The organism is Acinetobacter sp. 24-47-47, assembly GCF_057737035.1.
On record NZ_CM173216.1, the window covers coordinates 178,811 to 194,142 of the forward strand.

At 38.6% G+C, this 15,332-nt stretch carries 13 protein-coding genes; 6 read left to right on the plus strand and 7 right to left on the minus strand.

Features of this window, described 5'->3' with window-relative positions:
• The first annotated feature begins 324 nt into the window (after nt 1-324).
• Nucleotides 325-870 carry a DUF2726 domain-containing protein gene (locus tag AC1M9E_RS00815; RefSeq protein ID WP_092767397.1) on the plus strand — a complete coding sequence of 182 codons (546 nt, stop codon included), beginning with the start codon at nt 325-327 and terminating at the stop codon, nt 868-870.
• A 44-nt stretch (nt 871-914) separates the two neighbouring features.
• Here AC1M9E_RS00815 and AC1M9E_RS00820 read toward each other — a convergent pair whose 3' ends face one another.
• The 5 genes from AC1M9E_RS00820 to mdtD all read right to left on the minus strand — a co-directional run bounded on the left by AC1M9E_RS00820 (nt 915) and on the right by mdtD (nt 6,091).
• On the minus strand, nt 915-1,268 hold the full coding sequence (locus tag AC1M9E_RS00820) for a RidA family protein (protein WP_481591509.1): 354 nt from the start codon (nt 1,266-1,268) through the stop codon (nt 915-917).
• A 364-nt stretch (nt 1,269-1,632) separates the two neighbouring features.
• Nucleotides 1,633-2,694: a DNA polymerase IV gene (dinB, locus tag AC1M9E_RS00825; RefSeq protein WP_488224935.1), complete on the minus strand. Its 1,062-nt coding sequence runs from the start codon at nt 2,692-2,694 to the stop codon at nt 1,633-1,635.
• A gap of 42 nt (nt 2,695-2,736) precedes the next feature.
• Nucleotides 2,737-3,747 carry an MBL fold metallo-hydrolase gene (locus AC1M9E_RS00830; RefSeq protein WP_481607890.1) on the minus strand — a complete coding sequence of 337 codons (1,011 nt, stop codon included), beginning with the start codon at nt 3,745-3,747 and terminating at the stop codon, nt 2,737-2,739.
• 99 nt (nt 3,748-3,846) lie between these two features.
• Nucleotides 3,847-4,611, minus strand: a complete 765-nt coding sequence (locus AC1M9E_RS00835; protein ID WP_488224936.1) for a glycoside hydrolase family 25 protein — start codon at nt 4,609-4,611, stop codon at nt 3,847-3,849.
• An 88-nt stretch (nt 4,612-4,699) separates the two neighbouring features.
• Complete coding sequence (gene mdtD / locus AC1M9E_RS00840) at nt 4,700-6,091, minus strand: multidrug transporter subunit MdtD (RefSeq protein WP_481607888.1); 1,392 nt, start codon at nt 6,089-6,091, stop codon at nt 4,700-4,702.
• A gap of 164 nt (nt 6,092-6,255) precedes the next feature.
• Here mdtD and AC1M9E_RS00845 point away from each other — a divergent pair, with 164 nt between their 5' ends.
• Entirely contained in the window at nt 6,256-8,097 is a 1,842-nt protein-coding gene (locus AC1M9E_RS00845; protein WP_488224937.1) for a choice-of-anchor I family protein, read from the plus strand.
• An 89-nt stretch (nt 8,098-8,186) separates the two neighbouring features.
• Here AC1M9E_RS00845 and AC1M9E_RS00850 read toward each other — a convergent pair whose 3' ends face one another.
• Nucleotides 8,187-8,813 (minus strand): LOG family protein, encoded by a 627-nt coding sequence (locus AC1M9E_RS00850; protein WP_035268124.1) that lies wholly within the window; start codon nt 8,811-8,813, stop codon nt 8,187-8,189.
• Between the two features lie 349 nt (nt 8,814-9,162).
• Between AC1M9E_RS00850 and AC1M9E_RS00855 the strand changes: the two genes are divergently transcribed.
• The 4 genes from AC1M9E_RS00855 (at nt 9,163) to niaP (ending at nt 13,440) form a co-directional block, all read left to right on the plus strand.
• Entirely contained in the window at nt 9,163-10,749 is a 1,587-nt protein-coding gene (locus AC1M9E_RS00855; RefSeq protein WP_035268121.1) for a TerC family protein, read from the plus strand.
• Nucleotides 10,750-10,803: 54 nt separating this feature from the next.
• Nucleotides 10,804-11,271: a YchJ family protein gene (locus AC1M9E_RS00860; RefSeq protein ID WP_481607887.1), complete on the plus strand. Its 468-nt coding sequence runs from the start codon at nt 10,804-10,806 to the stop codon at nt 11,269-11,271.
• A gap of 61 nt (nt 11,272-11,332) precedes the next feature.
• Nucleotides 11,333-11,977, plus strand: a complete 645-nt coding sequence (locus AC1M9E_RS00865) for a trimeric intracellular cation channel family protein (protein ID WP_035268119.1) — start codon at nt 11,333-11,335, stop codon at nt 11,975-11,977.
• A gap of 143 nt (nt 11,978-12,120) precedes the next feature.
• A complete protein-coding gene (gene niaP, locus AC1M9E_RS00870; protein ID WP_481596093.1) occupies nt 12,121-13,440 on the plus strand; it encodes a niacin transporter NiaP in 1,320 nt (439 codons plus the stop codon).
• A gap of 34 nt (nt 13,441-13,474) precedes the next feature.
• Here the strand turns inward: niaP and AC1M9E_RS00875 are convergent, their stop codons facing one another.
• Nucleotides 13,475-15,205 carry a hypothetical protein gene (locus tag AC1M9E_RS00875; RefSeq protein ID WP_481593219.1) on the minus strand — a complete coding sequence of 577 codons (1,731 nt, stop codon included), beginning with the start codon at nt 15,203-15,205 and terminating at the stop codon, nt 13,475-13,477.
• Nucleotides 15,206-15,332 lie beyond the last annotated feature (127 nt).

Here is a 15,332-nt window from a genome sequence, read left to right on the forward strand (position 1 = left end):
GTAAGTCTCTTTTTTATTTTAAAATAATCATTTAAATTAGTAGTTTAGTGAGGTTTTGAGTTTTTCATTTCAGGTGATATTGTATTATCTTCAAATGAAATTTTCATCATTGTCCAACAATTATGTAATAGTGTGATGTGGTTCATGTTTTAAACTATAGCCAATAAGTGCAGAACATGTTTAATATAAGCTTGGTCTGAAGCGCTTTTCACTTGGACTATGCGATGTATAACATCAGCATAATGAAACAATAATAAAAGTTGTGTTTTTTGAAGTAGTTTAAAAAAGAAATTAACGATAAGAATTCAAATAAGGATACTAGTCATGGATATCATGATCATCGCGAGTGTGATCATACTCGCTGTGGTGTTGTTCATTGCTTATAAAGGATTAAAGCATCAACAACCCTCTGATAGCATGCTTCGTCAAAGAGCAGTGTTTAGCCCCTATCAGCAAGTAACTTTCAATCGTCTTAAAGAAATCATGCCAAATGCGCATATTTTGGCACATGTCTCTTTTGACGCCTTACTGACCACAAAGTTACCGCGTACACGCCGTAAATATGAGTCAATGTTTGCTGATTTTGTGGTGATGAATAAGGATTGTAAAGTTCTTGCCATTGTCAGTTTAGAAGATAAATTTTCATTCAAACGTGGACATACTTTACAGTTTCAAAATGCATTACTTGAAACCGCGGGATACAAAGTGATCTCTTACCATGCTGTCCCAGAATATGTGCAGTTAAGACGTGATTTTTTGGATGAATACACTGAGGATATGCCAATTGAATGGGGAGATGAATCCGTGATTGAGCATAAATTAGAAAAGTATAGTGCTGGGCGATTGGCAGATATTCGCGCATTTAGCTAATCATCTTTGAAATAAAAAAGCATGCTCAGGCATGCTTTTTTTTATCAAGGTTTCGCGGCAATTACCGTTAGCTCAACAAGAACATCGGGATGATACAGTTTAGCCTCTACGCATGTACGCGGTAGAGCTTGAATATCAGAAACCCATGCATCCCAAACTTCATTGAATGCTGCATAATCTTTGTCAATATCTTTTAGATAAATTGTCACAGACATGATATGGCTTTTATCTGTACCTGCTTCAGCCAATAAACGGTCAATAATGTCAAAGGTTTGTTGTGACTGTCCACGAATGTCGAGAGACGTATCTTCTGCTAACTGACCTGCCAGATGAACGAAGTGACCAAAAATAGCAACCTCAGAAAAACGTTTTTGAACGTGTAAACGTTGAACAGACATAAAGCTCATCCCTTATAGATATAAATATAGATTATGAAATGCCGTATAGGATTTAGAAAGTATAGGGTAAGTGGAACTATGAATTCGGTTTAATTGCTGTATCTCTGAAAGTTTATTTTTATGGGAGGAGATCAGAAATATTTGGAGGAAAAAGACATTGTACCCATTCAGATTAGAGTGCCCTGTAATATTCGGATGGATTGTCACGCCAATCACAGGACAAATGTGTTAGATATAGGTCTTCTAACAACATCTCAGCAGACACATGGGTAAATGTATTGCGCGATTAGATTACTCTAAAAAGGAAAAAAAGGCGAAAAAAATTGACTTAATTTTGTTCTTTTGCATGAAAACTAGACGAAATTTACAATCCGAATAAACTGAGTTGCGTGTCTTGTTGTTTTTCTGAAAGTTGATACACCCCAACACCAATGAGTCTAAACTGATATTCATCAGGAATATTCATTTCCATTAACAATAATTTGAGTGCCAGTTGCAAATCCTCTATGTGATTGAAAGGTTGTTTAAAGCTTTTAGAGTGTTGTAAAACTTGAAAATTTTTAAGTTTGAGTTTGACGCTGATACCTCTAGCGATCATTTCCTTGTTTTGAAGATTTTGCCAAACACGAGAAAGCAGTGAAGTCCAAAATTGATCACATTGGTTTAAAAAAAGATCTTCATCAAACGTGGTTTCTTTAGAAATTTGCTGTCTTTGGCGTTCGCTTTGAACAGGTCGCTCATCGATCCCTTGAGCATAGAGAAATAATTGTTTGCCATATTTTCCGAAATGATGAGTGAGAAAGTTTTCTTCGACTTGCTGTAAATCCCCAAGTTTTTCGAGTTGCAAAGCTTTTAATTTTTCCTGTGTGACCTTTCCTACACCAGGGATTTTTTTGAGTGGAAGATCATAGATAAACTGTTGCACCTGATTGGGTTTGATCACACAAATGCCATTCGGTTTATTCCAATCAGATGCAATTTTGGCTAAAAACTTATTTGGTGCAACGCCTGCTGAGGCGGTCAATCCAGTAAGCTGAAATATTTCATCACGAATATACATTGCAACTTCAGTGGCACTTGGGATCTGCTGTAAATTTTCAGTCACATCTAAATATGCTTCATCCAGCGATAAGGGTTCGATGATGCTGGTATATTTTTGAAATATCTCATGAATTTGAGCTGAAGCATGTTGGTATTTAGAAAAATTTGGCTCAATGACGATCACTTGTGGGCAAAGTTTTTTGGCTTGTGTCATCGACATGGCCGAACGTAAGCCATACTCACGAGCTGGGTATGATGCTGCTGCAACGACGGCCCGTGGGTGATGAGATGCAATGACCACTGGTAAGTGTTGTAATTCTGGACGCTCTCTAAGCTCCACAGAAGCGTAAAAAGCATCCATATCGATATGAATTATCTTTCGCAAAATGTTCAATCAATCATGAGATGCCTTAATTTTAACCCATAATTAAGGCGTCGTTGAGCTGATTATTGGGTATGCGTAAGGCTCCGTCAGTAAAGTCACCTTTCGACCTTGATGCTGTGCATGATCAATCACGAGTTGTAGGCTTTTCGGAGAATGATCTGCTATTCGTGGTAGAAACTCTAAAGGCTGTGAAAGTGGTTTAAAGAAATTGTCCCAATGAATTGGAATGACTTCTTTCGGTTGTAACTGATCAATGGTTTCAGCGAGATACTGTTGTTGAAACTCGGGTGATTGTTTTGAAAGCTGAGCAATTCCTAAAAACAAGACATCTACATTTAACTTTTGAAATTGATTAGGAAGCGCACCTGTGCTGGCTTTAACTAAAATTTTGTGATTATTGTGCTCAATCAAGTAGTCAAAGCTACCGCCTTCTTTAAACTCATAAAAACGTGCTGGCTGAGGCAGTGGATGCAGAATCTCTTCACCTAAATCATTGTTCACTGCTGTAGGTGGCGTATGTTGTGAGGGAATAGGCGTAATACGAAATGCACCCAATTGTAGTGCTTGAAAAGGCAGTGCCAGTTTCAATTGATGCTCAGGCACTTTGCCGCCTCGTGCTATATTTAGTGTACTCAACGAACCAATGATGTGAGTTTTTGGGAGTGAACTTCCGAGCACTGAGATATCCAAAGCATGATCATAGTGACTGTGGGTCACCAATATGGCTTTGAGGCGTTTAAGCTCATGGTCCTGAATCATATTGTGAAGCAGTGCTTGATCACTGGAGAGGCGTTGTAAAGCAATGTTCATGAGAGATGGTCGACTAAAAAAACCATCAATTAGAATTTGTGAATTACCATCATCAAATAGCAATGTGGAAACGCCAAAAAAGCGAACATTTAATTTTTGTTCACTGACGGGTTGGTCTATTTTAGCCTTCCATTGATTAAATTCGGAGAGCTTTCCTGATGGTTGCCATAAATAAAAAAACGCAGCCATGAGCGTGACAGCCAAAAGACCAACCACTGTTAAAATCCCTTTTTTAAGCGACATCATGTCATCCTTATAAAGCGTAACTCGCTTGCTTGAGCCCAGTTGCACTCTATTTTTTTGTTAGATCTCTTTAGTTGTAACGTACTGACTCCTTAAAATTTATGGCTTAATTTGATTTAATTTTAGAAATTTTATCCAGTCGTTTTGATCGCCATTAAATACATTCAAATCCACTGGTGTAGAAATACCCTTAATTTTACCTTTATTAGTGTATTGCCAAAAGATCCAATCTGGATTGTCTTTTAATTCAGGTTGAGAGTTGTATTCACGTACCCAGAGTGGAGTATTCGTAAAAGCACCCGCAAGTACGATGTTATAGAAGGCTTTAGAAACATAAAAGATAGGTTGTTTGCCATAATGTTGATGCAGCAAATCGTGCATAACATCGATTTCATATAACAGTTGTTCTTTGCTATAGGTATTGATGCAATTGCTGTCGTATTCCAAATCAATGACTGGAGGAAGGGCATCTTCTTTACGTGGCACAGAATCAATGAAATTTAATGCCTGAACTTTACCATCACGGCAAAGTCGATAGAAATGATACGCTCCGACTTTAAAACCATGCTCGCGTGCTTTGAGCCAATGATCCTGAAATTTTCGATCTTTAAAGTCGCCACCTTCTGTCGCTTTGAGGTAGACAAATTGATATTCCTTTTTGGGAATTTGTGACCAGCGAATTTCTTTTTGATGATGTGAGACATCAAATCCTTTGATTGGATATTCTTGAGCTGTTGCTGGTTGAAACGGCAAAAAGAAAAAGCTCAAGAATCCGACCATGAGTGCGATCAGGGCTGCACCTAAAAGGGAAGTCCACAAGATAATCTTCTGCGAATAGATATGCTGCTTATTTTTTGAATTCATGAGCACTTAAAGTTTGGTGCAAAATATAATTAATATCATAACGCGAATAAACGTAAATGGTAGTGACAGTATCTAGAATCCATATCCATTAGTCATCATCCATTTCTTTCGGAATTTTCCAAAAAATAAAGATGGTAATAATGTTAATTGAGCCCATTAAAATTAAGGTCCATTGGAAGGCCTGTTGCATTTGTGCAGTACCAAGATAAGCGGTGAATACATTGACCAGTGTACCTGCAAGCGCTACACCAATACTCATAGATACCATCATAATCATCGAGAGAAAACTGTTACCACTACTAGCATCTTGTTGAGGCAAATCCTTTAAGGTTAGCGTATTCATAGAAACAAATTGCAGTGAGTTCAACATACCAAAAATGAAGAAATGCAATGTTCTTAACCATAAAGGTGTTTCGGCTGAGGTGAGGGCAAAACTTGCAATACATAAGCCAATAAGGCAGGTATTGACTAATAACACCCGACGATACCCAAATCGTTGAATAATTTGGCGAATGATCGGTTTTGATGCCAGTGAACCCAATACCGTTGGAATCATAAGTAAACCGGTAATAAATGGTTCAAAACCAAAAGCAACTTGTAGCATTAAGGGGATAAGAAAAGGCATCGCATTGCCGCCTAAGCGGGCAAAAAAGTTGCCTACAATACCAATCGCGAAAATTTGATTTTTGAATAGTTTCCCACGAAATAGAGCATTTTGGTGGGTATGGGCATGCACCATGTACCAAGCACTTGCAGATAAACCAAACACAATAAGAACAATACTCCACCATAGTGGAAGATAGGGGCTAGCAAAATTTTCAATCCCTAAACTTAAGCCAACCATCGCGATGACTAATAACAAGAAGCCAAAAAAATCAAATTTAGCAACATGGGTCTCGGTCACATTTGGCATGGCTTTAAATGTGAGAAAAACTCCAATGAGTCCAATAGGAATATTAATTAAGAAAATCCACTCCCAAGTCACGTACTCCACTAACCATCCGCCAAGAGTAGGACCGATTAAGGGGCCAATCAGACCTGCAAGACTCATCAGAGACATGGCTGCAAGGAATTGGGTTCTAGGAATGATTTTCAACATTGCAAGACGCCCAACTGGAAGCAGTAAAGCACCTCCAATCCCTTGAATCACTCGGAAAAATAAAAGCTCATTTAAATTAGAAGAAAATGCACATCCGAGCGATGCCAAAGTGAAAATGATAATTGCAGAAAAATAAACATTTCGGACACCAAATCGGTCAGCCAGCCAACCACTGAGTGGAATACAGGCTGCGACTGACAATACATAAGCCACCACGACACTATGCATGTGTAGAGGATCTTCATTGAGGTGATGAGCGATTGCAGGAATCGCAGTATTGATGATAGTTGTGTCTAGACCTTGCATAAAAAAGCCGATCGAAACCAAAAACACCAATAATCTAAACTCAGGCTGTAAGGGTTGGTGTGCTGTGCTGCTCATCTTGTAGGATCATATTAGTAAGTTAATATTTTAAAACAGTTTCTCAGTATCACTTGTGGTTTATTTACGAAGGATTTGCAACAAAATTGCAATCTAATGGTCACAGCATTGTCATCGCATGGTCATAGAGTTGTTGCCAACAACATCATAAGAAGATTAAAAAAATGAAGCTAAAGTCTAACGCACTTGTGATCGCAATGTGTGCATTGGGGCTAGGGGCATGTAATGATGACACTAACAATATCACATCAGTACCAAATATTACGCCTGAATCGATTGAACTCAACTATCTCAGTCGTACAGAAAGTCGTGGTTTTGCGGTCAGCGCAGCAGAGATACCTGCCTATGATCCACAAAGCCAAAGATTGTTTGTTGTAAACGCAAAAGAAGGCGTGGTTGATATTTTTGATTATCGCCAACCTCAGCAACCTAAATGGATTGGCTCTTTAGATGCTAAATCTTATTTAACAGACTCAGAAGTAAATAGTGTTGCTGTAAAAAATGGAATTGTTGCCTTGGCTGTACAAGCCAAAGATAAAACAGATCCAGGAATCGTGGCACTTTTTAATGCCAATGATTCGAGCTTTATTGCCCAAGTTCCAGTGGGTTCTCTACCCGATATGCTGACCTTTAGTACAGATGGTAAAACCTTATTGGTGGCGAATGAAGGAGAGCCATCTCATGATTATGCGATTGATCCCGAAGGTTCGATTTCAATCATTGATCTCTCAAATTTGAACAAACCAGTTGCAAAAACAGCTGACTTCAAAGCCTTTAATAGTCAAGCTCAACTATTACGTGATCAAGGTGTGCGAATTTATGGTCCAAATGCAACAGTAGCGCAAAATTTTGAACCTGAATACATCACACTCAGCACAGATGGCAAAATTGCATGGGTCGCATTACAGGAAAATAATGCCTTAGCTAAGGTGGATGTTTTAAATGCCAAAGTCATGGCTGTTTATCCGCTCGGTTTTAAAGATCATGGCTTACAAGGTCATGGTTTAGATGTCAGTGATGCCGATGGTGAAAATGGTCTTGCGAAGATCAATATTCAAACTTGGCAGCATGTTCGTGGCTTATATATGCCAGATGCGATCTCAAGTTACGAAGTCAATGGTAAAACGTATATTGTCACTGCCAATGAAGGGGATGCTCGTGCTTGGGGTGAAGATGATCCTGAATATTGGGGAGAAAAATTAAAGGATAATCCGAGTGCTCAAGGTAATATTAAAAAGGGTTTTGTTGAAGAATGGCGTGTGAAGCATCTAGTCCATAAAGATGGTTTCGATAGACGACAAGGGGAAGATCTGCCACCACAGTTACGAGCACTGGCGAAAGGTGCTGAATTGAATCCTCTGCATTTTGCATATTGTGGAGCGATCGATGGAGATGCTAAAGGATGCCGTGAAGACAAGATGCTTGGTCGTTTGAATATCACTTGGACTGAAGGTTATCAAAAGAATACTGATGGCACACCTAAACTCAATGCTCGAGGCAATTTGGTTTATGATCATTTATATAGCTTCGGGGCACGATCTGTCAGTATTTGGACAGAAAATGATGCTCAAACAGGATTAGAGCTGGTTTGGGATTCGGGTGATGATTTTGAACAATATATTGCTCAGCACCATCCTGAGATCTTTAATGCAAACCATGAAGAAGCAGGGTTCGATAATCGTAGTGACAATAAGGGACCAGAGCCAGAAGGCGTGGTGATAGGTCAAATCGGCCAGAAAACTTATGCATTTATTGGTTTAGAACGAGTTGGAGGCGTGATGGTATATGACATCTCCAATCCTGCCCAACCCCAATTTGTGCAATATATTCATTCGCGAAAACTTGATGCAACCACTGCCGATATCGAGGAAGGTCAGGCAGGAGACTTAGGTCCTGAAGGATTAACCTTTGTTTCCGCAAAAGAATCTCCAACGGGTACGCCTTTACTGATTGTAGGGAATGAAGTCAGTGGTACTACAGCAACGTATCAAATCACGTTGAAATAGAGCCTGATCGTGTAGATGTATGATAAAAGAGCCATATGGCTCTTTTATTTTTTACTCGTCATGCGTAATGCTTTAAAGTCTTGTCGAATTTAGACCACGAATTGTTCAGGGCATTTCATGTTTGCGATGGCATTGATGATTTGATGTGAATGCTCGCATACGATGATTTTTGCCCGATGTTGAGCAGGTAGAAAACCTTCTTGTACTGCATGATCGAGTTGTGCAATCAAGGCATTATAGAATCCATTGACGTTATAAATAATCATTGGTTTTTGGTGTTGATTTAACTGTCCCCAAGTTGCGATTTCTAAGATTTCTTCAAATGTACCTAAACCTCCCGGGAGCGCAACAAAAGCACTAGCACGTTCAGCCATCATGGCTTTGCGTTCATGCATTGTTCTTACCACGTGAAGTTCTGTTAACTGATTATGGGCAACCTCGTAATCAAGCATAAATTCAGGAATAACACCAACAACTTCACCATTGTTTTCAATGACTGTATCTGCGACTTGTCCCATTAATCCGATACTTGCACCACCATATACGATGCCAAATCCTTGCCTTGCAATTTTTTCAGCCAAAGCAATGGCTTTTTGTTGGTAAATAGGATTATTGCCAAAACGAGAACCACAATAAAGTGCAATAAGGCATTGAGTTGCTTTTGATTTAACTGATGTATCGGTCTCTAAGGTGTTATTAAGAATGCTTGTATTCATATTTATTTACTCACCTTTTTTAAATTAACTTCATCATGTAGTTTAATCTAAGCAAGAAAGGTGACAACTGTATAGATAAATAAGATTTTTTTGAAATATTTTGTAGTTTCATTCCAAAATGATTGATAAAGCCAATCTTGATTCACCGAAAAAATAGTGAATTGCAATAAAATCTTTTCTATACTGAAAATCTGTTCGGCAACCAATACATCAATATGAGTAGTGATCGACATCGCTCAATAGAACAAAATATTATTTATTTTCTAAATTTAAATACTGCATTTATAACTTTGCCTCATCACTTTGGTTTAAATGAATCCCATCTTCCTGAAACGTGGGAGTGTAACTCATGATTTTTGAATGGATGTCTGATCCTTCCGCATGGGTGGGACTCTTAACTTTAATTATTTTAGAAATTGTTCTCGGGATTGATAATCTCGTCTTTATCGCGATTTTGGCGGAAAAACTGCCGCCTGAGCAACGCAATAAAGCCAGAATTTTAGGCTTAACGCTCGCGCTTGGCATGCGCCTAATCCTTTTGGCGTCAATCGCTTGGATTATCACGTTAACGAATCCATTATTCCATATCTTTGATCATCCGTTTTCAGCCCGAGATCTTATTTTGATTTTTGGCGGTATTTTCTTGTTAATGAAGGGAACTTTAGAACTACATGAACGTCTAGAAAGTAAAGTTCATGTTAAAGAAGAAAATCCTGTTCATGCTGCATTTTGGATGGTCATTGTACAGATCGTGGTATTGGATGCAGTGTTCTCACTCGACAGTGTGATTACAGCAGTCGGTATGGTCAAAGATCTTTCGGTCATGATGATCGCCGTAATTATTGCGATAGGAATCATGCTATGGGCCTCTAAAGCCCTCATGGACTTTGTGAATAAGCATCCAACTGTGGTGATTCTGTGTCTATGTTTCTTGATGATGATCGGTTTCTCATTGGTTGTCGAAGGCCTAGGCTTCCACATTCCGAAGGGTTATCTATACGCTGCAATTGGTTTCTCTGTCCTGATTGAGTTTTTAAATCAATTGATGCGCCGTAACCAAGAAAAAACGGTAACAACGACTGATTTACGTTTCAAAACAGCATCTGCCGTCATTCGTATGCTTGGTGGTAAGTCAAAAACGGCAGATGCTCAATCGGCAAATACGGATGATGTTTTGGCTACCCAAGCGTTGGTAGAGGAAATGTTCTCGGATGAGAATGCTGTATACCAAAGCGTGATGTTGCAAGGAGTATTAGGTTTATCTGAGCGACCAGTCAAATCATTAATGACCCCACGTCCAGAACTCGAATGGATCGATTTAGATGACGATCCTGAAAGTATTAAACATCAAGTGCTTTCTATGAAACATTCACGTTTGATCGTTGCACATGGCGAGCTAGACAATATTGCTGGGGTGGTGCTCACGCATAACGTTTTGAATGACTATATTGAATCAGGCGATTTTAATTTCGAAAAACACATTCGAGAGCCTGTCATAGTCCATGAAAGCGCTCAAGTCTTAATGGTGATGGATCAATTGCGTCAGGCACCCTTACAAATGGCGATTGTGCTCAATGAATATGGTTCCATTGAGGGTATTGCAACACCGATTGATATTTTAGAAGCGATTGCGGGTGAATTCCCGAACGAAAATGAAATAGAAACTGCAGTTGAAAGCTTAGAGGATGGTTCACTCATGCTCGAGGGTTCAACTGATATTCGTCATATTTCATTATTGCTTGATCGTGATTTAGTTGATGAGTCAGAACAGTATTCTACGCTGTCTGGTTATATCTTATTCCATTTAGGACATTTACCTGAAAATGGAGAAACCTTTGAAGCAGAAGGATATCTATTTGAGGTGGTTACAATGGATGGTCATAAAATCGAAAAAGTACATATTGTACCCATCGTAAAACAAGACCCATCAGAATGATTTAAACTCAGTTAAAATAGCATCTCATTAGGTGCTATTTTTTTTGGAATATTGATGTCCGAACTCAATTGTCCTTGCGGGCATGGAATTTATACACACTGTTGTGAACCTTTACATCGTGGTCAGCGTGTTGCAGAAAGTGCTGAACAGCTCATGCGTTCTCGCTATAGTGCATTCGCTAAACATGAAATCGACTATATTGTGAGTACCACAGCATCAGGTCAGCAAAGTCATTTAGACATTGCTGCCATTCGGGATTGGGCGATGAGCAATCAGTGGTTAAAATTAGAGGTTATTCAGCATTTACCTCGTCTGGATAAAACCCATGCTCAAGTTGAATTCAAAGCACATTACCAACATGTCGATCAGGTACATGTCCATCATGAAACCTCAAATTTCGTATTCACCAATAGACAGTGGTATTTTTTAGACCCAACGACAGATCAAACTGTGACGATGAAGCAGCCTTGTATTTGTGGATCAGGAAAAAAATTTAAGCAATGTTGTGCGCGATTTCTCTAGAATTAATTTTTAATTAACTTAGAATATTGCGCATTAAAAACCCTCATTTGGAAGTAGGGCAATGTTACTCACCGTTATTTATATTATTGCGATTACTGCGGAAGCGATGACAGGCGCCTTGTCTGCAGGTCGACGAAGTATGGATTGGTTTGGTGTCATTATTATTGCCTGTGTGACTGCTTTGGGCGGAGGATCAGTTCGTGATGTTTTGCTAGGGCACTATCCTTTAACTTGGGTGAAACATCCTGAATATCTAGTACTTACATGTTGTGCAGCATTATTTACGATTTTTATCGCAAAATGGATGCGACATTTACGTTCGGTATTCTTACTTCTAGATGCCTTAGGTCTGATAGGTTTTACCATTATTGGTTGTCAAATTGCGATTCAAATGGAACAGGGTTTCGTGGTTTGTGCAGTGGCAGGTGTATTGACAGGCGTTTCAGGGGGTATTTTACGAGATATCTTATGTAACGATGTGCCTTTAGTCTTCCGTCGCGAACTTTATGCCAGTATTTCTTTTGTTGCGGTCATTTTCTATTGGGGCTGTATCGAAGTCGGTTTTTCACAAGATATCACCATTATTTCTACTCTTGTTTTTGGTTTCACATTGCGTTGTATCGCAATTTACTTTGGCCTTGAAATGCCAAAATTTATTTATAAAGATGATGATGAACAGTCGGCGTCATCAAAAGATGTAAATTAAACTTTTTACACTCATCTTTCAAAATGGCCGATAATGTGATCGGTCATTTTTATATGGTTCTTTAGAAATTAAAAAAAAGCAGTGTTGAGAAAACAGCGATTGTCATTGGTTGTATTTAAATCACTCCTCACAGAGAGCATGCTATGGATTTAATCTCACGAATACAGCGTTTACCTATTGGTAAATTTCACTACACCTTGTTGTGGGTGATTGGATTAGGCTGGATGTTTGATGCAATGGATACTGGACTAATTTCCTTTATCTTGGCGAAGATGGCTGAAGACTGGCAAATGACGCCTGCTGAAAAAGGTTGGGTTGTATCCATCGGCTTTGTGGGAATGGCGATAGGTGCAGTATTCTCTGGTGGACTGGCGGATCGAATCGGACGTAAAGCAGTATTTGCTACAACATTGGTCATCTATAGTATAGCAACAGCTCTTTGTGCTTTCGCACCAAATTTAACATGGTTATTAATCTTTAGATTTATTGTAGGTTTAGGCTTAGGCGGACAGTTACCAGTTGCCGTGACTTTAGTGAGTGAATACATTCCAGCCCATGTTCGTGGTCGCTTTATTGTGTTACTTGAAAGCTTCTGGGGGCTAGGCTGGTTATGTGCTGCACTGGTTTCTTATTTTGTCATCCCTAAATTTGACTGGCATGTTGCATTTTTATTGGGTGGTTTGCCTGCACTTTATGTCTTCGTCATTCTAAAAAAAGTTCCGGAATCTGTTCCTTACTTGATCAATCGAGGTCGTATTAATGAAGCGCACGCGATTGTGCAAAAAATCGAGCGACAGTGTGGTGTCGAAGTCATCGAAAAAATTGAAGTGAAACCAGTTTCAACACATTCAAATGTCAGTTTTGGTCAGTTATGGTCAAGCGGTTTCGCTAAGCGCAGTTTAATGCTGTGGTTAATTTGGTTTGGGATTGTTTATTCGTATTACGGTATTTTTACGTGGTTACCAAGTCTTTTAGTCAAAGAGGGATATACCATTGTGCAGTCTTTTGAATATGTTCTCGGGATGATTTTAGCACAATTGCCAGGTTATATTGTCGCGGCATGGCTCGTTGAAAAGTTAGGGCGTAAAGCGACGCTTTCAGGCTTTATTGCAATGTGTGCAGTATCAGCATATTTCTTTGGGCAGGCTGATACCGTAGCGATGATCATGTTCTGGGGATGCTTGATGTCATTCTTTAATCTTGGTGCATGGGGCGTTTTATATACCTACACGCCTGAACAATATCCTGCAAATATTCGTGCTTTCGGATCAGGATGGGCAGCAGCAATTGGGCGTATTGGTGGGATTGTTGCACCTTTAGTGGTTACCCATATGATGGTGGCTTCAAATGGATTTAGCCAAGTATTTATGATGTTTACCGCTGTATTATTGGCAGTTGCAGCCGTGATCTTGGTGCTCGGTGAGGAAACCAAAGGTAAGACACTTGAGTCTATGGGGATGTAAATCTGTGAAAAAAGAGGAGCTAAGCTCCTCTTTTTTAGACCCATTTTTGACGTGCTTTAGTTAAGTCAAAATGTAATGTGTTCGACACTTGCTGAAGATTGAATTTTTCTTTATCTTCAGGGAGTTGAATTAAAATAGGCAAAGCTGATACCCCATTGTCGCCATTGACAAAAGCATAGTGACGCTCAGTCTGATTAATTGAAATCAAACTTTCAAACTCAAGGTACACCGTCGTTTCATCATGTTTTTTGGGCACTTTCACGAGATCTAAATATGCAATTCGTCGATTATTAATTCCAGCCAATTTAAGCGCTTCAAGCTCCGATTTTAACTTTTCAGTTTTATCAAACATTTTTTGAAAGAATCCTTTGTTTGATTGGCTTTCGAGTTCTCTTTTTTTCTGATTAAAAGCAATTTGATTGACTTTATGTTGGTCTAGAGCATCGGCAATAATAGTTTTGACTTGCTCAATCGCTGCTTGAGATTTGCTATGACTTGCCGCATAAGACTCTGCATCTAAACTCACGAAAATAGTATGTCGTCTTTTTTCCATCAATTTTAAATAGGATAAAATTTTATATTCGAAAATTTGAGCTTGAGTATTGAAGGCGATAATGGGTTCACTTGAAAAGTCTTTATAAAAACTCGCAATATCAGAGAACAGACGATGCATACTGATAAAACAATAATCAAATTCATCAGGGTGACGAATTGAATGACGCAGTGCATATTGAAAAGGTTGCAAGATCTCAAGGGTTAAAGCTTTTTCGAAATCTAAAAGTCGCTCGTTAATGACTTGTTCGACTGAAAATCCAGAAGCATCGAGCGGTTTTTTGAGTAATGGTAATAACAGATCAAAATTGACGTTATGAAATTTTTCCATCAGATCCAAAATAGGAGTCGTGATCTGTCGTTGGATCGTAATAATTCGACTGACTTGCCATTTAAATTGTTCTAAATAGCTTGGATCATTTAAGCGTTTCTTATCTAACACCACGCCATTTAGGTAAACTCGATCTTCAAGACCTAGCTTTTCTTCCATTAAAAAGCGGCGGATAGAATATGGGTTCTGTCTAAAGTCATGAATGGTCGCGACCAGATATAAATACTGACTGCTTTCAATGACATCAAAATCACGAATTTTTTGTTCTTGAATAATAAAGTCTTGGAATAATGGATGGCTAATTTGCTTCAGTTGTCTCGGGAGGATGGTTTTGAACCAATAGCCTAGAATTTGATGTTTAATATGAACTTCAAGAATAAAAGTACGAATTTCTTCAGCTGTTAAATGTCGGCAATTATCAGGAACATTTAAGTCGAGTGTTTTGATGATATTTGCAGCATCATATAAAAAAGTTTTTCGTAGGAGTTGTTTGTCTCTAAGAAAACTTTGATCTTCTTCTGTTTCAATACGATCAATTTGATTTTGTACAGTTTCTAAGTAATCGGCGATTTTAATTACGTCTTGATATGATTTAAGCGTTTCTAAAGTGGCTGCGATCTTTTCAGCCAAAGTTCGCATTTTCGGTGAGATTAAATGACTGCTTAAATCCTGAAGACCAACAATGCCCTTAAAAGTGAATGATTGTCGATGTTGATCCCAGTAAATATTCTTCGCAGTCAGGAATTGTTCCTGGATCAGACCTTGTATTGGTGCGGGAACACTATTAAAAATATTTTTTAAACGCGTTTGCCAATGAACATCTAGATTAGGGTCAATTTGAAATAATTTTGAGCGAAGATCATAAGGAATGTAATTATGCATGTTTGTTCCGTTCATACGATGAGCGTATGTAAAAGCATTTGTTATAAAGTTGTGTTTTGATTATTGTATATTCAATAAAATTAATTGGATACAAGAAAAAAGTCCAATTTAAAATGAAATAAAACCA